At 71.0% G+C, this 24,955-nt stretch carries 16 protein-coding genes and 1 pseudogene; 9 read left to right on the top strand and 8 right to left on the bottom strand.

The genetic code is table 11. The features are described 5' to 3' along the window. The first annotated feature begins 83 nt into the window (after positions 1-83). Positions 84-704, top strand: a complete 621-nt coding sequence (locus tag ACLJT4_RS23395; protein WP_411124818.1) for a TetR/AcrR family transcriptional regulator — start codon at positions 84-86, stop codon at positions 702-704. Between the two features lie 15 nt (positions 705-719). Here the strand turns inward: ACLJT4_RS23395 and ACLJT4_RS23400 are convergent, their stop codons facing one another. Next, positions 720-1,181 (bottom strand): MaoC family dehydratase, encoded by a 462-nt coding sequence (locus ACLJT4_RS23400; RefSeq protein WP_016576217.1) that lies wholly within the window; start codon positions 1,179-1,181, stop codon positions 720-722. A 125-nt stretch (positions 1,182-1,306) separates the two neighbouring features. Here ACLJT4_RS23400 and soxR point away from each other — a divergent pair, with 125 nt between their 5' ends. Further along, entirely contained in the window at positions 1,307-1,876 is a 570-nt protein-coding gene (soxR, locus tag ACLJT4_RS23405; RefSeq protein WP_411124820.1) for a redox-sensitive transcriptional activator SoxR, read from the top strand. A gap of 39 nt (positions 1,877-1,915) precedes the next feature. Here soxR and ACLJT4_RS23410 read toward each other — a convergent pair whose 3' ends face one another. From ACLJT4_RS23410 to ACLJT4_RS23420, 3 genes are all read right to left on the bottom strand, one after another. Then, positions 1,916-3,358 carry an amidase gene (locus ACLJT4_RS23410; RefSeq protein WP_411124822.1) on the bottom strand — a complete coding sequence of 481 codons (1,443 nt, stop codon included), beginning with the start codon at positions 3,356-3,358 and terminating at the stop codon, positions 1,916-1,918. Between the two features lie 934 nt (positions 3,359-4,292). Continuing rightward, a complete protein-coding gene (locus tag ACLJT4_RS23415; RefSeq protein WP_411125005.1) occupies positions 4,293-5,021 on the bottom strand; it encodes a 3-keto-5-aminohexanoate cleavage protein in 729 nt (242 codons plus the stop codon). 80 nt (positions 5,022-5,101) lie between these two features. Next, entirely contained in the window at positions 5,102-5,716 is a 615-nt protein-coding gene (locus tag ACLJT4_RS23420) for a hypothetical protein (protein ID WP_233658080.1), read from the bottom strand. 251 nt (positions 5,717-5,967) lie between these two features. On the opposite strand from ACLJT4_RS23420, the gene ACLJT4_RS23425 reads away from it, so the two are divergent. Further along, a complete protein-coding gene (locus ACLJT4_RS23425) occupies positions 5,968-8,790 on the top strand; it encodes a penicillin acylase family protein (RefSeq protein WP_411124824.1) in 2,823 nt (940 codons plus the stop codon). A gap of 147 nt (positions 8,791-8,937) precedes the next feature. Here the strand turns inward: ACLJT4_RS23425 and ACLJT4_RS23430 are convergent, their stop codons facing one another. Beyond that, on the bottom strand, positions 8,938-9,141 hold the full coding sequence (locus ACLJT4_RS23430) for a hypothetical protein (protein ID WP_411124826.1): 204 nt from the start codon (positions 9,139-9,141) through the stop codon (positions 8,938-8,940). 225 nt (positions 9,142-9,366) lie between these two features. Between ACLJT4_RS23430 and ACLJT4_RS23435 the strand changes: the two genes are divergently transcribed. Next, positions 9,367-10,407, top strand: a complete 1,041-nt coding sequence (locus tag ACLJT4_RS23435; protein WP_411124828.1) for a LysR family transcriptional regulator — start codon at positions 9,367-9,369, stop codon at positions 10,405-10,407. Between the two features lie 19 nt (positions 10,408-10,426). Here ACLJT4_RS23435 and ACLJT4_RS23440 read toward each other — a convergent pair whose 3' ends face one another. Continuing rightward, on the bottom strand, positions 10,427-11,758 hold the full coding sequence (locus ACLJT4_RS23440) for an MFS transporter (protein ID WP_411124830.1): 1,332 nt from the start codon (positions 11,756-11,758) through the stop codon (positions 10,427-10,429). A 378-nt stretch (positions 11,759-12,136) separates the two neighbouring features. Between ACLJT4_RS23440 and ACLJT4_RS23445 the strand changes: the two genes are divergently transcribed. The 3 genes from ACLJT4_RS23445 to ACLJT4_RS23455 all read left to right on the top strand — a co-directional run bounded on the left by ACLJT4_RS23445 (position 12,137) and on the right by ACLJT4_RS23455 (position 20,741). Next, positions 12,137-12,823 carry a hypothetical protein gene (locus tag ACLJT4_RS23445; protein ID WP_411124832.1) on the top strand — a complete coding sequence of 229 codons (687 nt, stop codon included), beginning with the start codon at positions 12,137-12,139 and terminating at the stop codon, positions 12,821-12,823. 185 nt (positions 12,824-13,008) lie between these two features. Next, positions 13,009-19,908: a polymorphic toxin-type HINT domain-containing protein gene (locus ACLJT4_RS23450; RefSeq protein ID WP_411124834.1), complete on the top strand. Its 6,900-nt coding sequence runs from the start codon at positions 13,009-13,011 to the stop codon at positions 19,906-19,908. A 68-nt stretch (positions 19,909-19,976) separates the two neighbouring features. After that, positions 19,977-20,741 (top strand): barstar family protein, encoded by a 765-nt coding sequence (locus ACLJT4_RS23455; RefSeq protein ID WP_411124836.1) that lies wholly within the window; start codon positions 19,977-19,979, stop codon positions 20,739-20,741. A 99-nt stretch (positions 20,742-20,840) separates the two neighbouring features. Here ACLJT4_RS23455 and ACLJT4_RS23460 read toward each other — a convergent pair. Together ACLJT4_RS23460 and ACLJT4_RS23465 are read right to left on the bottom strand one after the other, a co-directional pair. After that, positions 20,841-21,038, bottom strand: a pseudogene (locus ACLJT4_RS23460) (site-specific integrase); the annotation flags it as partial. A gap of 10 nt (positions 21,039-21,048) precedes the next feature. Next, positions 21,049-22,317 carry an exo-beta-N-acetylmuramidase NamZ domain-containing protein gene (locus ACLJT4_RS23465; RefSeq protein WP_411124838.1) on the bottom strand — a complete coding sequence of 423 codons (1,269 nt, stop codon included), beginning with the start codon at positions 22,315-22,317 and terminating at the stop codon, positions 21,049-21,051. A gap of 192 nt (positions 22,318-22,509) precedes the next feature. Here ACLJT4_RS23465 and ACLJT4_RS23470 point away from each other — a divergent pair, with 192 nt between their 5' ends. Both ACLJT4_RS23470 and ACLJT4_RS23475 read left to right on the top strand, forming a co-directional pair. Continuing rightward, the gene (locus tag ACLJT4_RS23470; RefSeq protein WP_411124840.1) at positions 22,510-23,283 is read left to right on the top strand and encodes an SDR family oxidoreductase; all 774 of its coding nucleotides are present in this window, start codon (positions 22,510-22,512) and stop codon (positions 23,281-23,283) included. After that, positions 23,280-24,932, top strand: a complete 1,653-nt coding sequence (locus ACLJT4_RS23475) for a class I adenylate-forming enzyme family protein (RefSeq protein WP_411124842.1) — start codon at positions 23,280-23,282, stop codon at positions 24,930-24,932. The genes ACLJT4_RS23470 and ACLJT4_RS23475 overlap by 4 nt, the downstream gene beginning before the upstream one ends. Positions 24,933-24,955: the final 23 nt, after the last annotated feature.

Consider the following 24,955-nt stretch of genomic DNA (forward strand, 5'->3'; position numbering starts at 1 on the left):
GCCTAAGCGCTTGCTCAGTGGCGCGGTATGGTGTTCGATCCGGCAGAGGAAGGCCCCTGGCGGATCGAGGAGCGGGGAGAGCGATGGGTGCGGCCGAGCGGGCGGCGAAGGAGAGCGGCGAGTGGTCCGGGGTGACGCCGGACGCCGCGCGGCGGCTGGTCAGCGCGGCCGTCCAGGCGTTCGCCGAGCGCGGCTACCACGCCACCACCACCCGCGACATCGCCGGCCGCGCCGGCATGAGCCCGGCGGCGCTCTACATCCACTACAAGACCAAGGAAGAGCTCCTCTACCGCATCAGCGGCACCGGCCACGAGGAGGCGCTGCGCATCATGGGCGCCGCCGCCGAGGCCCAGGGCAGCGCCACCGACCGGCTCCGGGACGCGGTGCGCACCTTCGCCCGCTGGCACGCCGAACACCACACCACCGCCCGGGTCATCCAGTACGAGCTCCAGGCACTCAGTGCGGAGCACTACGCCGAGATCGCCGGGCTGCGCCGCCGCACCGACCGGCTGCTCCGCCAGATCATCGAGGACGGCGCGGCCAGCGGGGAGTTCCGGGTGGACGACGTCCCCGGCACCACCCTGGCCGTGCTGTCGCTCTGCGTGGACGTCGCGCGCTGGTTCTCCGCCGACGGCGCGCGCACGCCCGACGAGGTCGGCGCCCTCTACGCCGACCTCGTCCTGCGGATGGTGGGCGCCTCCTGACGGCCCGCCCGCCTGCTACAGGTAGAAGCGGCTGACCGACTCCGCCACGCACACCGGCTTCTCGCCGCCCTCCCGTTCGACCGTCACCACCGTGGTGAGCTGCACCCCGCCGGTCACCTCGGTGACCTCCGCGATCCGGGCGCGGGCCCGCAGCCGCGCGCCGACCGGGACGGTCGCCGGGAAACGCACCTTGTTGGTGCCGTAGTTGATGCCCATCTTCACGTTGTCGACCCGCAGCAGCTGCGGCACCAGGACCGGCAGCAGCGACAGCGTCAGGTAGCCGTGCGCGATGGTCGTGCCGAACGGTCCGGCGGCGGCTCGCTCCTCGTCGACGTGGATCCACTGGTGGTCGCCGGTGGCCTCCGCGAACAGGTCGATCCGCTTCTGGTCGACCGCCAGCCAGTCGCTGGGGCCGAGCTCCTCGCCGACCGCAGCCCGCAGTTCCTCGACCGACCCGAACACCCGGGGCTCTGCCATCCTCGTCCGCCTCCTCAGCCGCGATACTAAGCGCTTGCTCAGCATGCGAGGACGGCCGCCCGCTGTCAACGCCCCGACCGCCGACCGCACCGGGGAACCACCGCACGGGCCGTAGGGTTGACGCCGTGCCCCAGCTTCCGTTCAAGGTCCACGAGCTCTCGGTCGGCCAGCTCTCCGCGCGCAGCGGAGCGGCCGTCTCCGCGCTGCACTTCTACGAGTCCAAGGGGCTGATCAGCAGCACCCGCACGGCCGGCAACCAGCGCCGCTACACCCGGGAGACGCTGCGCCGGGTCGCCTTCGTCCGCGCCGCGCAGCGGGTCGGCATCCCCCTCGCGGTGATCCGGGACGCCCTGGCGGAGCTGCCGGACGAACGCACCCCCAACCGCGCCGACTGGGCCCGGCTCTCCGAGGTCTGGCGCAGCGAACTCGACGAACGGATCAACCAGCTCGTCGAACTCCGCGACCGGCTCACCGACTGCATCGGCTGCGGCTGCCTCTCGATGGAGAAGTGCGCGCTGTCCAACCCCTACGACAACCTCGGCGAACAGGGCCCCGGCGCCCGCCGGCTCCGCGTCGACCGCCGCAGCGCGAACCCGGCGCCGACCCGGGCGGCCCAGGAGGCCGCCCCTCCCACCGACGCGGCCGAGGGCTGCACCCCGGACGTGCGGGACTGCGCGTCCCGGCAGGAGTGCTGACGGCGCCCGGCGCCCCGAGGGGCACCGGGCGCGCTGCGTTCACCAGACGGGCGGCTTGCGGTGGGCCCAGGGGCGGGCCGCCTCCAGCTGCGCGGAGAGCGCGATCAACGTGGCCTCGTCGCCATAGCGGCCGGCCAGCATGACGCCGATCGGCAGCCCCGCGGCGTTCCAGTGCAGCGGGACGTTGACCGCCGGCTGACCGGTGACGTTGTAGAAGGCGCTGAACGGCGTGAACCGGCCGACGGCGGCGAACTCGGCCTGCGGATCGGCGTCGTCGCGCAGCGCCCCGACCGGGGGCGGCGGCGCGGCCACGGTGGGGGAGAGGATCACGTCGTACCCGCCGTCGGGCGGCATCAGACCGTCGGCGAGGCCCTGGGCGAGCGCCCGGAAGGCGTACAGCGCGCCGGCGAAGTCCGTGCCGGACACCTCCCGGCCGCGGGCCCGCAGGTAGCGGGAGAGCGGCATCAGCCGATCCTCGGCGTCCGCCGGGACAGGCCGGTTGGCGGCCGTCACCGACCAGACCCGGGTGAAGTCGAGCAGGATCCGCTCGTCCACCGGCAGCGCCAACTCCTCCGTCTCGTGACCGAGTTGACCGAGCAGCGAAACGGTCTCCGCGACCGCCGCGCGGCAGTCGGGATGCACCTCGACGTCCGGGAGCGGCGTCTGCGTCAACACCGCGATCCGCAGCCGGCCCGGGTCCCGCCGGACCTGGTCGGCGAAGGTCTCGCCGGGCGGCAGGTCGGGCGCCGCATACGGATCGCCGGGCAGGGTGCCGGCCATCGCGTCCAGCAACACCGCCGCGTCCGCGACCGTACGGGCCAACGGGCCGGACGTGCTCAGGCCCGTCACGTCGTGCAGCAGCGGACCGGCGCTGACCCGGCCGCGGCTCGGCTTGATGCCGTAGAGCCCGCAGAGCGACGACGGGATGCGGATCGACCCGCCGCCGTCACTGCCGTGCGCGACCGGCGCCAGCCCGCCGGCCACCGCAGCGGCCGCGCCGCCACTGGAGCCGCCCGCCGAGCGCGCGGTGTCCCAGGGGTTGCGGGCCGGCGGGGCGAGCGCGTTCTCCGTGTAGCAGGGCAGCCCGAACTCCGGGGTGTTGGTCTTCCCCAGCATGATCGTGCCGGCCCGGCGCAGCGCGGTGACGACGTGGTCGTCGCCGTCCGGGACGTGGTCGGCCAGCGCGGCCGAACCCATCGTGCAGCGCACCCCGGCGACCCGGTTGAGGTCCTTCACCGGCACCGGGACGCCGTACAGCGGCGGCAGCGCCCGCCCCTGGCGACGGGCCGCGACGACCTCCCCCTCGGCCTCCGCGGCCTGCTTGCGGGCGAGTTCCGGCGTGCGGGTGAGGAAAGCGCCCAGCACGTCGTCCAGCCGGTCGATCCGCGCGAGGTAATGCTCGGTGAGCTCGACCGGGGACAACTCCCCGGACCGGATCTCCGCGGCCTGTTCGAGCGCGGTCAGATCGTGCAGTTCGGCCATGGACGTCCACCCTCTCGTCGGGGCCCGTGCGGCCGGTGCCGCACGCGCCGGACGGACCGGCGCGCAGACGCGCGCCCTCCGGCGATCAGCCCGTGAACAGTTGCTTCAGTGTGCCGCCCGCCCAGCAAAGGCCCTAGGCGAACGGGACAGCCACCCACGGCCGCGGGCTTCTTCCCACGTTGCCGCTGCGCGGGGCTTCTTCCCACGTTGTTGGCTTTCCCGCCGTGGTGGTTGGCGTTTGCGCCTGGCGGCGCGGGCGTTGTCGGCTGTCCCGCCGTGGGGGTTTTCGCCGTTGCGCCTGCGGCGCGTTGCCGCTGCGCGGGGCTTCGTCGTGGGGTGTTGGCTTTCTCGCCGTTGCGCCTGCGGCGGGCGGGGTCCGCTGCGCGGGGCTGTTGGGTGCGGTGACGGGCCTGCGGGGGTGGTGTGCAGGACTGCTGCGCTTTACGTCCTGCACACCACCCCCTCCGGCCCGCCACCTCCCGTTGAGGGTGGGTGGAAAAACGGCTGAATGGGGCCCAACGCGAGTGGTCCGCCGCCTGGCCAGCACTCACCAACGTGCCCGCACCAACCCTGCCGGGCGCACCCCCACTCACCCCACCACCCGCACCCCCGACACCGCACCCCACAAGCCCCGCGCAGCGGCCCCGCGCCGCAGGCGCAAACAGAAAACCCCACGGCGGGACAGCCGGCGACGTACGACGACGCCCCGCGCAGCGGCCCCGCGCCGCAGGCGCAAACGGCAACCCCCACGGCGGGACAGCCGGCGACGTACGACGACGCCCCGCGCAGCGGCCCCGCGCCGCAGGCGCAAAAGAAACCCCCACGGCGGGATAGCCGGAGACGTACGACGACGCCCCGCGCAGCGGCCCCGCGCCGCAGGCGCGAACAGAAACCCCCACGGCGGGAACGCCGAAAACGTGGGAAGACGCCCCGCCTAGGGGCACGCGGCGCTCGTCAGTTTCACGGCGTGGGTGATGAGTTGGGCGTTGTGGGTGGCTGGTGTGCCGTCGGGGAGCAGGAGGGTGTCCTCGATGCCTATGCGGGTGGCGAGGCCGAGTGTGTCGGCCAGTTGGAGGACCGGCCAGGTGCCGCCGTCGTGGCCGTGCAGCAGTACCGGGCGGCCGTGTGGTGCGCGGGCCAGTTCGGCCAGGAGGGTCCGGGCCGTGGCGGGGGCGGTGGTGGGGTCGGTGTCGTCGATGACCTCGGCGAGCACCCGTAGCACGCGGGGTGCGAGTGGTGAGGTGGCGAAGCGTGCGGCGGCCGTGGTGCCGGCCCAGATGCCCGCCTCGACGCCGACGCCGCGGGCCAGTAGGGCCTCGGCGACGGCCTCGGCGCCGTCCTCGTGCCAGTTGACCGAGGCGTGGTCGGGCAGGACCGTCCAGGACGCGATGCGTTGCGCCCGGCGTTCGGGGTCGGGTTCGGCCCAGGCGCCGGTCGTCACGCCGACCGGCACGTCCACCGCCTCCTGTATTGCTTCCAGGACGGGGCCGACCACCCGCGGTGAGAGGGAGTCCTGGCCGCACGGGGTCTTGGGGTGGACGTGCACGTCTTGGGCGCCGGCCGCGACCGCCTGCCGCGCGGCGTCGGCGAGCGCGGCCGGCGAGAGCGGCACGGCGCCCGAATCGGCCCCGGTTCGCGCGCCGTTGAGACACACCTGAAGCATCTGCAGCATGTCGTCGATGATGGCAGGAGGGTCTGACAGGCGTGCACGAACGGGGTGAACGGTGCGGTGCGCAGGGGGCGTCAGGCCGCGGCGAAGGCGTTCGTGAGGGGCTGTCCGGCCGCGGTGTGCAGCGCCTCCGGGGCCAGTACGGCCGTCGGGGCGAGCACTCCGCAGTCGCGGCAGGCCGGTCCGGTTCCCGGGTCGCCGTCGGGGTCGGGGACCCACGCGAAGCGGGTGCAGCCGCAGACCGGGCAGTCGCGGCGCGGGCGTCCCGCCTCCATCGCCGCGATCATGCGGTGCAGCACCTCGGAGAGGCGGGCCGCCGGGTGCCGCTGCGGGGAGGCGCAGGGCACGATGTCGTAGCCGCCCCAGGTGCGGCGGTGCCATGCGTCGAGGGCGCCGGGCTGCCGGATGCCGTCGTGCTTCTCGCGGCGGCGCCGGGCGGCGAACTCCTCTTCGTAGGCGAGCCAGAGGGCGCGTGCCTCTTCCAGCTCGGCCAGCGCGGCCACCAGCCGCGCCGGATCCGGGTCACGGTCCTGGATGGCGAACCCGGCCCTGGTGCACAGGTGGTGCCAGGTCGCGCGGTGCCCGTATGGGGCGAAGCGCTCCAAGCACTTGCGCAGGGCGGTGCGTCGTCGAACGGTGACGAGCCGCGGGTTGCGGACCTGTTCTGCGAGGGCTCTGAAACCGGCCATGGTGCTTCCACCTCCGAGGAGGATCCCGACTGGACAGGGAATGGACGTACCCGGCCGCCGCCTGGATCCATCGAATTCTTTTGCGGTTTTGGGCGGCGATGTGCCGGGGTGTCCGGCCGTAACGCCTGCCCGCTGTGGGGAATTCGAAAAGGTGACTGTTGTTCATCTTCCGGTAACGAGTAACCGACGGTAACGTCCGGCCCACTCTTCCCCGAGCCCTCACGGGCAGGGGGACCCCTAGAGGAGCAGGAATGCGACGACGTACCGGAAGGCTCAGGGCTGCCGCCACCGCGGCCCTGTTCGCCTTGGGGGCCACGTTCTTGGCACCGCCCCCCACCGCGGCCGCGGCCGCACCGCAGACTTCCGAGGACTACTGCCAGGGCCAGTGCGCGGACATCTTGCCGCCGGGCGCGACGGGCAACGCCACCCTGATGCAGATCCTCGGCAACAAGCTGTTCGGCACCCACCCGCCGCACACCACCGACCAGATCGCCCCCTACAACGCACTGGCCGGCGGCTACCGTTCGCTCACCGACGACACCCTCACCGACTTCTTCAACGACGCCTCCTTCGGCGTCGCGAAGGACCAGGTCGCCTCGGTGAGCAGCCCGCGTCCGGACGTCACCATCACCCGCGACAAGAAGACCGGCGTCCCGCACATCAAGGGCACCACCCGTTACGGCACCGAGTACGGCGCCGGCTACGCCGCGGGCCAGGACCGACTCTGGCTGATGGACCTCTTCCGGCACATCGGGCGCGGCGAGCTGACCTCGTTCGCCGGCGGCGCCCCCGCCAACCAGGGCCTGGAGCAGCAGTTCTGGCCCTCGGCCCCGTACACCGAGGCCGACCTCCAGGCGCAGGTCGACGCGATCCGCAACGACAACGGCGAGCGCGGCAAACAGGCCATGGCGGACGCCCAGGCGTACGTGGACGGCATCAACGCCTACCGCGAGCAGTCCAAGAAGGGCCGCTACTTCCCCGGCGAGTACGTCGTCACCGGTCACGTGAACGCGATCACCAACGCCGGTGAGATCCAGCCGTTCAAGCTCACCGACCTGATAGCCCTGGCCTCCGTCGTCGGCGGGCTCTTCGGCAACGGCGGCGGCGGCGAGGTCCCCTCGGCGCTCGCCCTGCTCTCCGCCCAGCAGAAGTACGGCCTGGAGAAGGGCACCAAGGTCTGGGAGTCCTTCCGCGAGCGCAACGACCCCGAGGCGGTCAAGACGCTGCACGACGGCCAGAGCTTCCCCTACGCCGTCAAGCCCGCCAAGGCCAAGGGCACCGCGCTGCCCGACCGCGGTTCGGTCACGCCCGAACCACTGGTCTTCGACCGCACCGGTGCCGCCGCCTCCAAGAGCGCCACCCCGCCCCGCGATCCGGTCAAGGCCCCCGAGAAGTACCGGAAGCTGGAGGGCCTCTTCAAGGACGGCGTGCTGCCCAAGGGGAGCTTCGACCCGACCCAGCACCGCGGGATGTCCAACGCCCTGCTGGTCTCCGGCAAGCACACCGCCAGCGGCCATCCGGTCGCCGTCTTCGGCCCGCAGACCGGCTACTTCGCGCCCCAGCTGCTGATGCTCCAGGAGATCCAGGGGCCCGGCATCAGCGCCCGCGGCGCGTCGTTCGCCGGCGTCGGGATGTACGTCCAGCTCGGCCGCGGGCAGGACTACGCCTGGAGCGCCACCTCCGCCGGTCAGGACATCACCGACACCTACGCCGTCGACCTGTGCAACGCGGACGGTTCGGAGCCCACGAAGGATTCCACCTCCTACCGCTACCACGGCCGGTGCCTGCCGATGGAGAAGCTGGAGCGCACCAACTCCTGGAAGCCCACCATCGCCGACCCCACCGCGGCCGGCTCGTACCGGATGCAGGTCTTCCGCACCCGGTACGGCGTCGTCACGCACCGCGCCACCGTCGGCGGCAAGCCCGTCGCCTACACCGCGCTGCGTTCCACCTACCGCCACGAGGCCGACTCCATCATCGGCTTCCAGATGCTCAACGACCCGTCGTACGTCCGCGACGCCAAGAGCTTCCAGCAGGCCGCCCAGCACATCGGCTACGCCTTCAACTGGTTCTACGCCGACTCCCGCGACATCGCGTACTACAACAGCGGCCTCAACCCGGTCCGCAACCCCGACGTCGACCCGGCGCTGCCCGTCAAGGCCGACCCGGCCTACGAGTGGAAGGGCTTCGACCCCACCACCAACACCTCCGCCTACACCCCGCCCGCCCAGCACCCGCAGTCGATCGACCAGGACTACTACGTCTCCTGGAACAACAAGCAGGCCAAGGACTACGACTCGGCCGGCTTCGGCAACGGCTCCGTGCACCGCGCCAACCTGCTCGACGACCGGGTGCGCGCCCTGACCGCGGACGGCGGGGTCACCCGGGCGTCCCTGACCCGGGCGATGGCCGACGCCGCCCTCACCGACCTGCGTGGCGAGGACGTGCTGCCCGACATGCTGCGGGTCCTGGGCAGCAAGCCGGTCGCCGACCCGGCGCTGCGGACCGCGATCCAACGGCTGGACGCCTGGCGCAAGGACGGCGCCCAGCGCCGCGAGACGTCCCCCGGCTCGCACGCCTACGCCCACTCCGACGCGGTCCGGCTGATGGACGCCTGGTGGCCGCTGATGGTCAAGGAGGTCTTCCGGCCCGGCCTCGGCACCGACCTCTACGACGCCCTGGGTGCCAACCTCGCCATCGACGAGTCGCCCTCGGCCGGCCACGGCCCCACCGGGGCGCACGCCGGGTCGGCCTTCCAGTACGGCTGGTGGAGCTACGCCGACAAGGACCTGCGTGCGGTGCTCGGCGACAAGGTCCAGGGCCCGCTCGCCGTCCGCTACTGCGGCGGCGGCGACCTCTCCGCCTGCCGGGACACGCTGTTGACCACTCTCGCGCAGGCCGACGCGCAGACCGCCGCCCAGGTCTACCCGGGCGACGACAACTGCAAGGCCGGCGACCAGTGGTGCGCGGACTCGATCATCCACCGCGCGGTGGGCGGTCTGACCCACGACAAGATGACCTGGCAGAACCGCCCCACCTACCAGCAGGTGGTGGAATTCCCCGCCCATAGGTAACGACCGGGCGGCCACCGCAGAGCGACACGAGCGATACGAGCGACACGAGCGATACGAGCGACACGAGCGATACGAGCGACACGAGCGACACGGCCCCGGGGTCCACACCCCGGGGCCGTGTCGCATTTCCCTTCCGTTTTTCCGCCGTCAGCCGGAAACCGCGGCGGTCGGCTGCGGCGCCGGCGCGTTCCGCATGCCGTTCCACAACTGTTCCGCGTAACGGCCGTTGGGCGGCAGCCAGGCGAGCACCGCCGCCGTCACCGCGGTGGCCAGTGCGGGCAGGGGCGCCGCGGTGACCGAGGGCGGCGGGAGGTCGCACCAGACCAGGGCCTCCCAGGCCGGCCCGGTCATCGCCTTGAGGGCGGCCCGGGAATGGGTCGCGAACCTAACTCCCCTTGTGAAGAACGTGGTTGTGCGGTGCGGGATCGGCCCGACCATTCCACGGGTACCGCAAACGCATCCAGTATTTTCTGGAAGAAATCCACAGATAATCCCCGGTGGTCTCCGGATGGCTTTTCCGGGGCGGCTATGCTGCTCATTCCTGAATTTGGGGGAAGGGAAAGCGAGTAGGGGCGCATGGTCGTGTCAGGTCCGCAGTGGAACCCGGGGCAACGGCAGTACCCGACGGAGCTGCTCGACACCACGATGGACCAGCTGCGCACGCTCATCACGGTGCACGAGGCGGGCACCGCGCTGGCGGCGGCCCGCCGGCTGGGCCGGGAGCAGTCCAGCGTGCAGAAGCAGCTCGACACCATGAACCGCACCTTCGCGGCGCTGTGCGGCGAGGAGTTGGTCCTCAAGCAGGGCCGCGGGCGTGACGCGCTGTTCACCGCCACCGGCGAGGCCCTGGTCGAACTCGCCCGGCGCACCCTCGGCGAGTGGTCAGCGGGCGTCCACGACGCCCGCCGCCGGCTCGGCCGCACGCTCTCCGTCGGCACCACCCGCTACACCCTCGGCTTCCTCCTGGACGCCGTGGAGTACGTCAGCGGGGACTTCGACCGCGAGGGCGTCGACCTGAAGATCACCCACGTCCGCACCGGTGACCTGTTCACCAAGCTGCGCTCCCAGGAACTCGACCTGGTCTGCGGCAGCGTCGTCGTCACCGAGGGCGAGGAGAGCGCCCAACTCGCCCCGTACGAGGTGATGGAGTGGCGGCGCAGCGGGCTGTCGCTGTTGACGAACCTGCCGCCGGAGCGGTTGCCCGGCGGCTCGTTCCGTGCCGCCGACCTGCCGCGGCTGCCGCTGGTGGTCTCCACCGGCGGACTCATCGACCGCTTCCTGACCGCCTGGTACGGCAGCGACTACCGCCAGAAACTGACCGTCGCGGCCGAAATAGAAGCCGCCCACTACGGTTTCGAGCTGCTCCGCTCGGGCGTGGTCAGCGGCGCGATGCTGGTCACGCGCGGGCTGGGGGAGGCCGCGTCGGACGGTCACCTCCCGGAGGCCGAGGGCCTGCGCACCCTGGAGGTCACCGGGGACGTCGGCCCCCGCACCGAAGTCCTGGTCGGCGTCTTCACCCGGCGCGGCGAACGGGCCTCCTACGGGCCGGAGCACCCGCTCAACCGCCTCTGGGAGGCGCTCTCGTGGGAGAGCGAGCGGTGGTGGCTCCGGCCCTGAGCGGCCCCTGCGGGACGGCTCAGCCCAGGAGTTCGCGCTCCCGGGTCTCCGGCAGCGCCAGCACGCACGCCAGCGACACCAGCGCCATCGCGGTGACGTACCAGCCCACCGACGCCGAGCCGAACGCCGCCTGGAGCCGGGTGGCCACCAGCGGCGCGACCGCCCCGCCCAGCACCCCGCCGAGGTTGTAGGCGAGCGAGGCGCCCGAATAGCGGACCGTCGTCCCGAACAGCTCCGGCAGGTAGGCGCCCATCGGTCCGTAGACCACGCCCATGCAGAACAGCGCACCGCCGATGCCCAGGGCGATCAGCACCGGCTGCCGGGTGTCCAGCAGCGGGAAGAGCGCCAGCCCCCACACCGCCGCGAGCCCGGAGCCGCCCAGGACCAGCTTGCGGCGTCCGACGCCGTCGGAGCGGGTGGCGGCCAGCCAGGTGCCCGCCGCCAGGAACAGGCAGGCGACCAGCGAGAGCCCGAGCATGGTGGTGCGGGAGAGGCCGAGGGTGCCGGTGGCGTACGAGAGGCAGTAGGTCGTGGCGGTGTAGAAGAGTCCGTAGGCGATGACCATGCCGCCGGCGCCCAGCAGCAACTCCCGCGGGTGGCGCCGGAACACGTCCACGGCCGGCACCTTGCTGGCCTCCTGGGCGTCCCGCACCTTCGCGAAGACCGGCGTCTCGCTGATCTTCAACCGGACGAACAGTCCCACGCCGACCAGCAGGAACGACAACAGGAACGGCACCCGCCAGCCCCACGAGCGGAACGCCGCGTCGCTCATCACGTCGGACAGCAGCCAGAACACCCCGGTCGCCGCGAAGAACCCCACGGACGGACCGAGTTGCGGAAACGCGGCGTACAGGCCCCGCCGCCCGCGCGGCGCGTGCTCGACGGCCAGCAGCGCCGCCCCGCCCCACTCGCCGCCCAGGCCGATCCCCTGGAGGAACCGCAGCAGGATCAGCAGCAGCGGGGCCCAGATCCCCAACGTCCCGTAACCGGGCAGCAGTCCGACGAGCGCCGTGGACAGGCCCATCAACAACAGCGACGCGACCAGCACCGACTTGCGCCCGGCCCGGTCGCCGAAGTGCCCGAACACCACCGACCCCAACGGCCGGGCGGCGAAAGCCACCGCGTAGGTGGAGAACGACGCGAGGGTGGCGTTGACCGGGTCGAGGGTCGGGAAGAACGCCTGGTTGAGCACCAGGGCGGCCGCGGTCCCGTAGATGTAGAAGTCGTAGAACTCGATGGCGGTCCCGATGAACGAGGCCACCGCCACCCGCCGCAGGCTCTCCCCGCCCACCCCCTCCCCCTCCGGAACCGCCGCCGTCTTCCCTGCTGCTGATCTCGCGTCACTGTGCACGAGCCGCACTCTCATGGTTGGTGTAGGGGGCAGTCAATGGAGGGGGTGGGGGGTCCCGGATGGTGAGACGCGTGGGGTGCCGCGTCCGGTGACGGCCGTGACCGTGGGGTGGTGCGTGCGGCCCGCGATGTCGCGATTCCGCTCTGATTACGGCTTGAACGCGTACAACCCCGCACCGTAGTGACGCGGATCACGCACCTCCGTCATCCGAAATGCCGCTTTCGCTATGCGAGGGGAGATTGCCGGGGCTTCCCAGCGGGGCTGGCGCTCCCTTACGTTCCCGCACACAACTTCTTCAGAGAATTTTCATCTTTGTGAGCGGGGGGTGGGGCGATCATGTCGTCTGTTGGGGTGGGGCGAAGACGTAGGTACCGGTGGTTGTCGGTCGGCGCGGCCGGCTGGTTGACGGCCGGCCTGCTCTCCGGGCCGGCGGCCCCCGCCGCGCACGCCGCCCCCACGGCCCGTGCCGCGCAGCCCACCACGCCCGCGGACGCATCCCAGGCGCCCACCGAAGACGCCGCGCTCGAACAGGCGAAGCGCACCGGCAAGGAGGTCGAAGTCGCCTCCCTGCGCGGGGAGTCGGTGGACGTGGTCGCCACACCCGAGGGCAAGCTGCAGGCCCGCCAGTACCTCCGACCCGTGCGCACCCGGATCGAAGGTCGCTGGCAGGACATCGACACGGACCTGGCCCGGCAGACCGACGGGACGCTGGCGCCGAAGGCCACCTCCGTAGGGCTGGCCTTCTCGGGCGGCGGCGACGGCCCCCTGGTGCGGATGCGCCGTGCCGGACGCGAACTGGCCCTCTCCTGGCCGGGGAAGCTGCCGACGCCGGTGACGGACGGCGCGACGGCCACCTATCCGGACGTGCTGCCGGACGTGGACCTGCGGATGGGGGCGCAGGCGGACGGTTTCACCCAGCTGCTGGTCGTCAAGTCGGCCCAGGCGGCGTCCAGTCCGGAACTGGCACGGCTCGAACTGAAGCTGGCGACCGAGGGGATGGACGTCAAGAAGACCGCCGCAGGGGGACTGTCCGCGGTCGAACCCGGCACGGACGCGACGGTCTAGGTCGCCAGGATGGCCGGTGCCTGGACCGGGCTGCCGACCGAAGTGCCCGACGTACCGGGCCCCGTCTGACGCACCGCGGTGTGCGGGGCCGGAGCTCCGCACACCGCATCCGATCGGAATTTTCCTTCAACGCCGTCACCCGGGCATCCGCATGCCCGGACGGCGACCAGGGGTGGGAACGGAACATGAACGGAAAGCTCTTCTTCCGACGCAGACGCCTGCGGCGTCGACTCGCCGTGGGACTCGCCGCGGCGCTGACCGGCTCGTTGCTGACGGCACTGTCCCCGGCGGCGCAGCCGGGGACGTCCGGGGCGTCGGCCAGCCGCCCGGATCCGGGCCGGCCCGTCCCGGGGGCTGACGGCCTGCGGGTCAAGCCCCGCAAGCTCTCCGCGGGACCCAGGACCCCGCAGGAGCGGCCCAAGAGCGCGTGGCCCGAGCCCGGCACGGTGACCCTGCCCGTAGCGGGGACTGCCACGTCAACGCCGTCGAAGAGTTCGGGCGACGGTGGTACGGACCTTCCGCTGACGCTCACCCCCGCCCGGCAGCGACCGGCCGCCGTGGCCAAGGGCCGGGCGGCAGCCGGTGCCGCGGCACCGGACACGGTCGACGTCCGCGTGCTGGAGCGTTCGAAGGCCCGCCGGGCAGGCGTCGACGGCATGCTGTTCACCCTGCGACCCGCGGGGGAGGCCGCCGCGGCATCTGCCCGCCCCGCCCCGGTACGGGCGAGGCTCGACTACACCGCCTTCGCCGGAGCCTACGGCGGCGGTTACGCCTCCCGCCTGCGCCTGGTGGAGCTGCCGGCCTGCGCGGTGACCACCCCGGAGAAGCCGGCCTGCCGCACGTCCACCCCGCTGGCGACGCGGAACGACACCGAGCGGCACACCCTCACCGCCGCCGCGGTCCCGATGCGGTCCGGGGCCCCCACCGTCCTCGCCGCCGTGGGTGACGACAAGGGCGTCAAGGGCGACTACAAGGCCACCAGCCTCGCCCCCTCCGCCACCTGGAACACCAGCCTCAACACCGGTGACTTCACCTGGTCCTACGACATGCCGGTCCCCGAGGTCCCCGGCGGCCTCAAGCCCAAGGTCGGGCTGTCGTACTCCTCCGGCGCCATCGACGGCCGTACCGGCGGCACCAACAACCAGGGCTCCTGGGCCGGGGACGGCTTCGAGATGTGGCCCGGCTACATCGAGCGCCGCTACAAGCCCTGCTCCGACGACGGCGAGAAGCACGCCGACGGCAACAAGCCGGGCGACCTGTGCTGGGCCTACGACAACGCGTTCCTGTCGTTCAACGGCCGGGCCGGCGAACTGGTCCCCGCGGGCAAGGACCAGTGGAAGCTCCAGACCGACGACGGCACCCGCATCAAGCGCCTGACCTCGGCCGACCGTGACAACGGGGACAACGACAACGAGTACTGGGAACTGACCGACACCACCGGCACCCGCTACTACTTCGGCTACCACAAGCTCCCCGGCTGGGCCACCGGCAAGGAGACCACCGACGCGACCTGGACCGCCCCGGTCTTCGGCAACAACAGTGGCGAGCCCTGCAACAAGGCCACGTTCAAGGACTCCTGGTGCCAGCAGGCCTGGCGCTGGAACCTCGACTACGTCGTCGACCCGCACGGCAGCGCGATCGCCTACTACTACGACAAGGAGACCAACACCTACGGCCGCGACCTCGACAAGGACAGCGGCACCGCCTACACCCGCGGCGGCTCCCTCAAGCGCATCGAGTACGGCCGCTCCGCCGGCGACCTCTACACGGGCAAACCGCTCGCCCAGGTCACCTTCACCAGCGCCGAACGCTGCCTGCCCGAGACCGGCGTCACCTGTGCCGCGGACACCATCGACGCCAAGAGCTTCTACTGGTACGACACCCCCTGGGACCTCAACTGCAAGGCCGGCACCGCCTGCGACCAGGGCCGGTTCTCGCCCACCTTCTGGACCCGCAAGCGCCTGACCGGCGTGAGCACCGAGGTCCTCAAGGGCGGCGTCCTCACCCCCGTCGACTCCTGGGCGCTGACCCACCGCTGGGGCAAGGCCGACGTCGACTACCAGCTGGAACTGGACTCCGTCCAGCACACCGGCCGCACCGCCGCCACCCCGATCACCCTGCCGAAGACCACCTTCGCCTACACCCAGCTCGCCAACCGCCTCGACAAGACCGGCGACGGCTACGCCCCCTACGTCAAGGACCGCCTCTCCCACGTCGCCGACGAATACGGCGGCCAGCTCAGCGTCAACTACTCCGAACCCGCCTGCTCCTTCGCCAGCCTGCCCACCCCCGAGTCCAACACCACCCGCTGCTTCCCGCAGTTCATCGGCGGCAGTGCCGGCGACGACATGGAGCAGTCCTGGTTCAACAAGTACGTCGTCACCTCCGTCACCACCACCGACCGCACCGGCGGAGCGCCCGACCAGGTCACCCGCTACGGCTACCTCGGCGACGCCGCCTGGCACTACGACGATGACGACGGCCTGACCAAGGAGAAGTTCAAGACCTGGTCCCAGTGGCGCGGCTACGGACAGGTCCGCGTCCAGACGGGCGGCCAGGGCACCGCGGCCGACGCCATGAAGACGCAGCAGGACACCTACTTCCTGCGCGGCATGGACGGCGACCGCAAGAGCGCGGGCGGCGGCACCAAGGCCGTCGGCGTCACCCTGCCCGACGGTGAGGGCGAGCCCCTGACCGACGACGCCTCCGCGGCCGGGTTCGCGTACAAGACGGTCACCTACTCGGCGCCCGGCGGCAAGGTCCTGGCCAAGACCGTCAGCCGGCCCTGGCACCACGAGACGGCCAAGAAGGTCCGTGACTGGGGCACCGTCACCGCCAACTTCAGCGGCACCGCGAGCGCCCGCGCCTTCACCTCCCTCGACGACGGCGCCGGCGCCAAGTGGCGCACGACCACGACCGCCTCCACCTACGACACCGTGGCCGGCCGCGTCACCGAGGTGAGTGACCGGGGCGACGACGCCACCACCGACGACGACCGCTGCACCCGCACCACCTACGCCACCAACACCGACAGCAACATCCTCACCCTGCCCGCCCGCGTCGAGACCGTCGCCACCGAATGCGGCACCAGCCCCGACCGCGCCAAGGACGTCCTCTCCGACGTCCGCACCGCCTATGACGCCGGCGCCTACGGAGCGGCCCCCACCAAGGGTGATCCCACCGCCGTCGCCACCCTCAAGAGCCACGACGGCACCACCGCCACCTACCTCGAATCCACCACCGGCTACGACGACTACGGCCGCCCGCAGAAGACCACCGACCTCACGGCCGACGTCACCGCCATCGGCACCAGCGCCCCCACCCGCACCCCCCGCACCGACGGCCGCACCACAACCACCACCTACACTCCCGCCACCGGCTTCCCCACCCAGACCCTCACCACCACACCCCCCGCCAACCCCGCGGACCCTCTCTCCGCCCAGACCACCGTCACCGAACTGGACCCCCTGCGGGGCCTGCCCACCGCCACCGTCGACACCAACGGCAAACGCACCGTGATGGCGTTCGACGCCCTGGGCCGTTCAACCAAGGTGTGGCAGCCGGACCGCAGTTCCACGGCCCTCCCGACCTACCAGTTCGACTACTACGTCGAAGAGGGCAAGCCGACCGCCGTCGCCACCCGCGCCCTCAACACGACCGGCACCAGCCAGCTCGTCTCCTACACCCTGTACGACGGCTACCTGCGCACCCGCCAGACCCAGGCCCCCGGCCCCGACGGCGGACGACTGATCAGCGACACCTTCTACGACGAACGCGGCCTGGCCACGAAGGCGTTCGCGCCCTACTACAGCACCGGCGCCCCGGCCCGCGACGTCTTCAAGCCCGCCGACGCGCTGGGCGTGGAGTCCCAGACCTGGCAGACCTATGACGGTCTCGGCCGCGAGACCGAGTCCCGGCAGGTCGCCGGCAACGGCGAGGGCGGCAAGGTACTCGCCGTCACCCGCACCACCTACGGCGGCGACCGCACCACCGTCATCCCGCCCGAGGGCGGCACCGCCACCACGACCGTCATCGACGCCCGCGGCCAGACCACCCAACTCCTCCAACACCACACCCGCGACGCCGGTGCCCCGGCCGACACCACCCGCTACACCTACACCCCCGCCGGCAAGCTCGCCCAGGTCACCGACCCGGCCGGCAACAACTGGAGCTACGCCTACGACCAGCGCGGCAACCAGATCCAGGCCGACGACCCCGACAAGGGCGTCCTGAAGAACACCTACGACGACCGCAGCCAACTGACCACCACCGAGGACGCCAACGGCGCCGCCCTGGCCTCCGTCTACGACGGCCTCGGCCGCAAGATCGAACTCCACGACAAGACCGCCGACGGCACCCTCCGCGCCAAGTGGGTCTACGACACCGTCGCCAAGTCCAAGGGCCAACTCGCCGAGTCCACCCGCTACGTCGACGGCAAGCCCTACACCACCAAGACCACCCAGTACGACACCCTCTACCGGCCGCAGCGCGTCTCCGTGGTCATCCCCGACTCGGAAGGCAAGCTCGCCGGCACCTACGAGGCCACCACGGCCTACTACACGAACGGCCTGCCCAAGGCCCGCAGCATGTCCCAGGTGGGCACCCTCCTCGGCAAGGGCTGGAACTACTCCTACGCCAACGACACCCTGCGACTGACCTCCGTCTTCGGCGACGGCATCCGTTCCGACGCCACCTACAACCTCGTCGGGCAGCCCCTCACCTACCGGATCGGCACCAGCACCGGCAAACCCACCCAGGTCACCAACACCTACGAGTGGGGAACCCGGCGCCTCTCCAACTCCCGCGTCGACCGTCAGGACGTCAACGGCGTCGACAAGTCCGCCACCTACGCCTACGACCCCGCTGGCAACATCACGTCCCTCTCGGACGTCTCCCGTTCCGGCACCGACACCCAGTGCTTCGCCTACGACCACCTGCGTCGCCTCACCGAAGCCTGGACCCAGTCCGACAGGACCTGCGCCACCGCTCCCGCCGGCAACCTCATCGCCGGCCCCGCCCCGTACTGGCAGTCCTACCGCTACGACCTCGCCGGCAACCGCACCGCCCGCACCGAGCACGACCCCACCGGCGACGCCGCCAAGGACACCAAGAGCACCTACACCTACCCCAAGCCCGGCACTCCCCAGCCCCACACCCTCACCGCCGTCGACACCACCGCCCCCACCGGCACCAGCGCCTCCGCCTACACCTACGACCCCACCGGCAACACCACCACCCGCACTCTGCACGGCGACAAGCAGACCCTCACCTGGGACGCCGAAGGCCACCTCGCCAAGGTCACCGAACCCGCCGGCGACAAGGGCACCAAAACCACCGCCTACCTCTACGACGCCGATGGCAACCGCCTCATCACCCGCACCGACACCAAGACCACCCTCACCCTCGGCGACCACACCGAAGTCACCCTCGACAAGGGCTCCGACACCCCCAAGGGCACCCGCTACATCCCCCTCGGCGGCGGCAACCAGGCCGTCCTGACCGACGGCGGCACCTACACCGTCACCCTCGCCGACCACCAGGGCACCGGCCAACTCGCCGTCAACACCGCCAATCAGGCCCTCACCCAACGCCGCGCCCTCCCCTTCGGCGGCCCCCGCGGCGCCCAACCCGACACCTGGCCCGGCACCAAGTCCTTCGTCGGCGGCACCAACGACACCACCGACACCGGCCTCACCCACCTCGGCGCCCGCGAATACGACCCGGACACGGGCCGCTTCCTGTCGGTCGACCCGCTCATGGACCTGGCGGATCCCCAACAGTTCAACGGCTACACCTACAGCAACAACAACCCCACCACCTTCAGCGACCCCAGCGGCCAGATGTTCGCCGGCGACGACGGCCGCGGCTACGGCGTCGTCCAGAACAAGGGCGGCGGCCAACGTCTTTCCGGTACCCGCGACTGGACCCCGGGCCCGGGGTCATGCATTCTCCCCAACTGCCACACGCCCAACAACGGCCCTGCCGTCAAGCGCGAAACCCCGACGTGCTATTACGCGATGGGGACGAACCCCAACTGCTCTGCAAGCGGGGTCTCCTCCAGCGCACCCTCGGAGGGGGCTGCTCCCAGGCTTGTGGCCGGCAGCTACCCGGAAAACGTGGAAGCACATCGCCCTCCCCTGTCGCCGTGGCAGAAGGTGGGGCTGGTCGTCGCCGGTGTGCTCGGTGGTGGTGTGCTCATCGCGCCGATAGCGGGCCTGGTACTCCCGGAGTGCCTTGCAGCGCTGCCGCTCTGCGCGGAAGGCGTTGCAGGCCTCATCACCGGCGGAGCGGATGGCGGTAGCTTCCCCAGTGGTGGTGCTGAAGGCGCGATTGCGGGGAAGCTCAGAAATTGCGCTCATAGTTTCCTCCCCGACACTGAAGTCGCCCTCGCGAGCGGCAAGCGGAAGCGCATCGAAGACGTCAAAACCGGCGACAAGGTCATAGCCACCGACCCCGAAACCGGTAAGACCACTACCCGCGCCGTAGTAGCCACCATCGTCACCAAGGACGACAAGCAATTCACCGACCTGACGGTCAAAACCCCCTCCGGCGACTCCAGCATCATCGCCACCGACACCCATCCCTTCTGGTCCGTCGACAAGAAGAAGTGGATCAACGCCGGCGACCTCCGCCCGGGCACCGAACTTCGCACCCCCGAGGGTGCGGTGGTCAAGGTCGTCGCGGTTCGTCACTTCGGCAAGCAGCAGCAGACGCACGACCTGACCATCGAGGGCACGCACACGTACTATGTGCTCGCTGGTCAGACACCGGTCTTGGTTCACAACAGCAACTGCCCCAATGGGAAGCTGTCGGATCCCCTTCCCAGGGGGATGAATAACAAGATCGCTTCAGCCTACGACGACGTGAAGGCAGGGCAGATTCCTTCGCACGACACGTACGGGGGACGTGAACACCCGTGGTGGGCAGGTTCCAAGGAGTACCGCGTGCCGGGCAGGCCCGAAACTGACAGAATCCTGGAAAAGGAGCTGCCGAACGGCGTCAAGGTGTACGGCTGGACGTCCACGCATTACACGAAGATTCAACGCTTCAGTGCACCCCATTTCCCTGACTCGGGGTGGAATTAGTAGCTCTATTGGTTAACTGGTGCAGTGACTTGATTGTCGCTGCACCAGTTCCGGTTTGGGGATTAGATATGGCTGGCGAACTGCCTGTAGTGGGCAAGGTGGATTTTCCGCTGTACGTGGTATCAGATGAAGAGTCCGGGGAGGTGCTTGTTGCCGCTGAGGGAGTAGAGGGATTTTTTGTCGACCCGGAAGAAGAGTCGTCGGAAGTGGCCTTCCTCGGGCCCCGTGAGGTCGAGAAGGGTAGGCGGAGGGTCGAAGATGCAGTGATGGCAGTCATGAATCGCCAACGGGAGAAGATTGGTGAGTACTTCATTGGTCGGGTTGTGCTCGGCGATACGGATGTAGAGGAGCCGGGCGGAAATATTTCGCGAGTCGCGTGCCGGTTCTTTGGTAATCGCTGCGAGTATCCTGAAGCTGAGAGAATTTGGCCGCGTTGGGCATCAGGGATCGCCCTGGAGAAGGCTGAATGGATTCGGTGGCCAGCGAACTATCAGAGCGCGTGGCTGCACGTTGTTCAGAATTCTTGGTTCGCTTCGAACCGTAGGGCTGCCCGCTATGGAATGGAGGATGTCGTCCACTTGGACGGTGAGCAAATTTCCACGAAGTCGGGGTTCTACTGCGCATTGGGTGAGGCGGTAAATGGTCCGGGCGGTTACTTTGGATCGAATCTTGACGCTCTCGCGGAATGTATTTCTTCGAGTTTCGGCGAGGGGCCTCCGGCGAGGATTATTTGGCGGAACTTTCAGGCGTCTCAAGAATTTCTTGATCATGCCTTTCTGGATTCCATTGTGGGGCTATTGCGTGAATTCCGCGTAGATCTCGCCACTTGCTGACTTCGGGTCAGGCGTGCGCGCCCGAGCGAATCTGATGCTCCGTCAGTTGCTATCTGGCGGGGTGTCTGGGGGAGGTGACGGCAGTAGTTGACGGCAACGTCAGCGGACGACGGCTGCGTTGGGTGGGGCATCGGGGGCGTCGCTTGGGCCGAGGACATTGCCGAGGGTGTTGACAGCCTGGCGCTAGAGGTGGAGCCGGACGTGGGCGTAGCCGCCGGTGGTGGCGCCGATGTGGGCGTGGCCGAGGAGTTCCTTGATCACGGCCAGTTGGACTCCCTGCCCCAGGAGGATGGCCGCCCCACCACCCCTACCCATACCGCAAATACCTCCCCCGAACCCCCCGGAACCCCCGCAGACCCTCCTCCCAGGTATCGACGACCTCCTCCACCTCCGCCCCCGCGTCGATCATCTTGCGGACGGTGTCCGTGCCTGCCAGGTGGTCGAAGTGGGAGGTGAGCCAGGTGAAGTCGGGGTAGAGGTGGCGGGCGGTGGTCAGGAGGGCGAGGCCGGTGCGGATCGGGTCGAAGGTGGTGCGGTCGTGGACGTGGAGTTGGAGGCCGCCGATGGTCTTGCCCTGGAACTTGGAGAAGGTGGGGGCGAAGTACGCCTCGCGGAAGTGGACGCCGGGCAGGGCGAGTTCGGTGACGGCTTCGGCCCAGTGGCGGTCCAGGCCGTCCGCGCCGAGGAGTTCGAAGGGGCGGGTGGTGCCGCGGCCCTCGGAGAGGTTGGTGCCTTCGAAGAGGCAGGTGCCGGCGTAGGCCAGGGCGGTGTCGGCGGTCGGCATGTTGGGGCTGGGCGGCACCCACGGCAGGCCGGTCGCGTCGAAGAAGTCGGTGCGGTGCCAGCCGGTCATCGTGACGGTGTCCAGCGCCACCGGCCGTCCGGCCGCCGCGGGGACGAACTCGCCGTTGAAGAGCAGGGCCAGCTCCACCACCGTCATCCCGTGCGCCTGGGCGATCGGTTCGCGGCCGACGAAGGAGGCGTAGCGGCGGTCCAGGACGGGGCCGGTCGCCCGCCGGCCGGTCACCGGGTTGGGGCGGTCCAGCACCACGAACCGCTTGCCGGCCAGGACGGCCGCGACCATGCAGTCGTAGAGCGTCCAGATGTAGGTGTAGAAGCGGGCGCCGACGTCCTGGATGTCGAAGACGACGGTGTCGACGCCGGAGGCGGTGAAGACGTCGGCGAGTTCCCGGCCGCTCTTGTCGTAGGTGTCGTAGACGGGGAGGCCGGTGGCCGGGTCGTCGTAGCGGCCTTCGGAGCCGCCGGCCTGGGCGGTGCCGCGGAAGCCGTGCTCGGGGCCGAAGACGGCGGTGAGGCGGACCCGGGGGTCGGCGTGCATCACGTCCACGACGTGCCGCACGTCGTGGGTGACGCCGGTGGGGTTGGTGACGATGCCGACCCGGTGGCCGTCCAGGAGGCGGTAGCCGTCGGCGGCCAGGCGGTCGAAGCCGGTGCGCACCCGCCGCCGGCCGTCGTGCGGGGCCGCCTGGGCCGAGCCCGGGCCCGCGGTGACCGCCGCCGCGGCCGCCCCGGTCGCCGCCAGGTGCCCCAGCAGAACGCGTCTCGACAGAGCCATGCGCACACCTCCGTGAACAGTGGTGGACCCGATGTGTGTCGTGGGCACGCTAATGCTCCGCGGCCCGCTGCGGAACGTGCCCGGCCGTGGCGGGAAACAGAGACTTCCGCTGGGACATACCGACTGGTTAGTCTGCCCCTGCCGGCACCCGGCGAACGGGTGGGCCAGGGCGACGACCGAGGGAGACGCAGCGTGGCAGTCGTACGGGACAAGGCCGTTGTCGTGACCGGAGCGGGCGGGGGGATCGGCGCCGCACTGGCCCGCCGGTTCGCCGCCGAGGGCGCCCGGGTCGTGGTCAACGACCTGGACGAGGCCAAGGCCCGCAAGACCGCCGAGGAGATCGGGGCGGTCGCGGTCCCCGGCGACGCCTCCGGCATCGTCGGCCCGGCCCGCGAGGCGCTCGGCTCCACCATCGACGTCTTCTGCGCCAACGCCGGGGTCGGCACCGGCGGCGGACCCGAGGCCCCCGAGGACGACTGGGCGCTGGCCTGGGACGTCAACGTGATGGCCCACGTGCGGGCCGCCCGCGAGCTGCTCCCGGAGTGGCTGGCGCGCGGCAGCGGCCGGTTCGTCTCCACGGTGTCCGCGGCCGGCCTGCTCACCATGGTCGCCGCGGCGCCCTACAGCGTCACCAAGCACGGCGCGTACGCCTTCGCCGAGTGGCTGTCGCTGACCTACCGCCACCGCGGCATCGACGTGCACGCCATCTGCCCGCAGGGCGTGCGCACCGACATGCTGGCCGCCACCGGCGTCGCCGGCGACCTCGTCCTGACCCCGACCGCCATCGAACCGGACGCCGTCGCCGACGCGCTCTTCACCGCCATGGCCGACCGCCGCTTCCTGGTCCTGCCGCACCCGGAGGTCGCCGACTACGTCACCGCCCGGGCCGCCGACCCGGACCGCTGGCTGTCCGGAATGAACCACCTCCAGCAGAAGTTGGAGGCGCGCGAGGGGGAGACCCGGTGACCACCTACCAGGACAAGCCGTGGCTGGCCCTGCTCACCGCCGCCCAACGCGCCCCCGTCCAGCCGCCGCCCTCCCCGCTGCACACCTTCCGCACCGCGGTCCGCCGCGCCCCCGACCGCACCGCGCTCGCCTACTTCGACGGCCGGATCTCCTACGCCGAGGCCGACGCGCTCTCCGACGGCCTCGCCGGCCACCTGGCGGCCCGCGGCTTCCGGCCCGGCGACCGGGCCGTGGTCATGCTCCAGAACACCCCGCACTTCGTGCTCGCGGTGCTCGCGGTCTGGAAGGCCGGCGGCGTGGTCGTCCCGGTCAACCCCATGTACAAGACGGCGGAGACCCGGCACATCCTGGAGGACGCCGAGGTGACCGCCGTCCTGTGTGCGGACCGCATCTGGGCGGACCACCTGCGCGCCACCACCGCCCGGACGCCCTCGGTCCGCATCGCGCTGACCGCCGACGAACGCGGGCTGCAGGACCGCCACGACGCCCGCGTGCTGCGCGGCGCGCCCGCCGGCCCCCAGGACGGCGCGGACGACCTGCTCGCCGCCGCCCGCACCGGCGGACCGGCGCCCGCCGTTCCGGAGCCGGACGCCACCGACACCGCGCTCATCAGCTACACCTCCGGCACCAGCGGCACCCCCAAGGGCGCCATCAACACCCACGGCAACATCAGCTACAACGCCGAACGGCAGCGCACCGGCCTCGGCCTCCCCGAAGGCGCCACCTACTTCGCCCTCGCCCCCCTCTTCCACATCACCGGCATGGTCTGCGAGTTCGCCGCCTGCCTCGCCACCGTCGGCACCCTGGCGCTGGCCTACCGCTTCGAGGCCGGCACCGTCCTGGACGCCTTCCTGGAGCACCGGCCGGCCTTCACCGTCGGCCCGTCCACCGCCTACATGGCGCTGATGGCCCACCCGGACGTCACCCCCGGCCACTTCGCCTCCTTCCACTGCATGAGCTCCGGTGGCGCACCGCTGCCGCCGGCCCTGGTCGAGAGGTTCCGCGCCGACTTCGGGCCGTACGTGCACAACGGCTACGGCCTGACCGAGTGCACCGCGCCCTGCGCCAGCGTCCCGCCGGGGCGCCGGGCCCCCGTCGACAAGGTCTCCGGCACCCTCGCGGTGGGCGTCCCGGGCCCGGACACCGTCGTGCGGATCGTCGACGACGCCGGCCGTGACCTGCCGTTCGGGGAGCAGGGCGAGATCGCGGTCCGCGGTCCGCAGGTCGTGCCCGGGTACTGGCGCCGGCCGGACGCCACTGCCGAGACCCTCCCGGACGGTGAACTGCGCACCGGCGACATCGGGTTCATGGACCGCGACGGTTGGCTCTACGTCGTCGACCGCAAGAAGGACATGATCAACGCGGCCGGTTTCAAGGTCTGGCCCCGCGAGGTCGAGGACGTCCTCTACACCCATCCCGCGGTGCGCGAGGCCGCCGTCGTCGGGGTGCCCGACCCCTACCGCGGGGAGACCGTCAAGGCGTACGTCAGTCTCCGCCCGGGCGCCTGCCCCGCCCCGGAGGAACTCGCCGCCTACTGCAAGGAACGACTCGCGGCCTACAAATACCCCCGTGTGGTGGAGGTCCTGCCGGAGCTGCCCAAGACCGCGAGTGGCAAGATCCTCCGACGGGAGCTGCGCCAGCGCGCATGACGGACGCACGTAAGGAACAGGTG

The organism is Streptomyces sp. x-19, assembly GCF_046549115.1.
GTDB classification, from domain to species: Bacteria; Actinomycetota; Actinomycetes; order Streptomycetales; family Streptomycetaceae; genus Streptomyces; species Streptomyces albulus_C.

What these genes read in the sequence shown, in the direction of transcription:
- ACLJT4_RS23395 (WP_411124818.1), top strand. Translation starts at nt 84, where the DNA reads ATGGGTGCGGCCGAGCGGGCGGCGAAGGAGAGCGGCGAGTGGTCCGGG.
- ACLJT4_RS23400 (WP_016576217.1), bottom strand. Translation starts at nt 1,181, where the DNA reads ATGGCAGAGCCCCGGGTGTTCGGGTCGGTCGAGGAACTGCGGGCTGCG.
- ACLJT4_RS23410 (WP_411124822.1), bottom strand. Translation starts at nt 3,358, where the DNA reads ATGGCCGAACTGCACGATCTGACCGCGCTCGAACAGGCCGCGGAGATC.
- ACLJT4_RS23415 (WP_411125005.1), bottom strand. Translation starts at nt 5,021, where the DNA reads ATGCTTCAGGTGTGTCTCAACGGCGCGCGAACCGGGGCCGATTCGGGC.
- ACLJT4_RS23420 (WP_233658080.1), bottom strand. Translation starts at nt 5,716, where the DNA reads ATGGCCGGTTTCAGAGCCCTCGCAGAACAGGTCCGCAACCCGCGGCTC.
- ACLJT4_RS23425 (WP_411124824.1), top strand. Translation starts at nt 5,968, where the DNA reads ATGCGACGACGTACCGGAAGGCTCAGGGCTGCCGCCACCGCGGCCCTG.
- ACLJT4_RS23430 (WP_411124826.1), bottom strand. Translation starts at nt 9,141, where the DNA reads ATGACCGGGCCGGCCTGGGAGGCCCTGGTCTGGTGCGACCTCCCGCCG.
- ACLJT4_RS23435 (WP_411124828.1), top strand. Translation starts at nt 9,367, where the DNA reads ATGGTCGTGTCAGGTCCGCAGTGGAACCCGGGGCAACGGCAGTACCCG.
- ACLJT4_RS23450 (WP_411124834.1), top strand. Translation starts at nt 13,009, where the DNA reads ATGAACGGAAAGCTCTTCTTCCGACGCAGACGCCTGCGGCGTCGACTC.
- ACLJT4_RS23455 (WP_411124836.1), top strand. Translation starts at nt 19,977, where the DNA reads ATGGCTGGCGAACTGCCTGTAGTGGGCAAGGTGGATTTTCCGCTGTAC.
- ACLJT4_RS23465 (WP_411124838.1), bottom strand. Translation starts at nt 22,317, where the DNA reads ATGGCTCTGTCGAGACGCGTTCTGCTGGGGCACCTGGCGGCGACCGGG.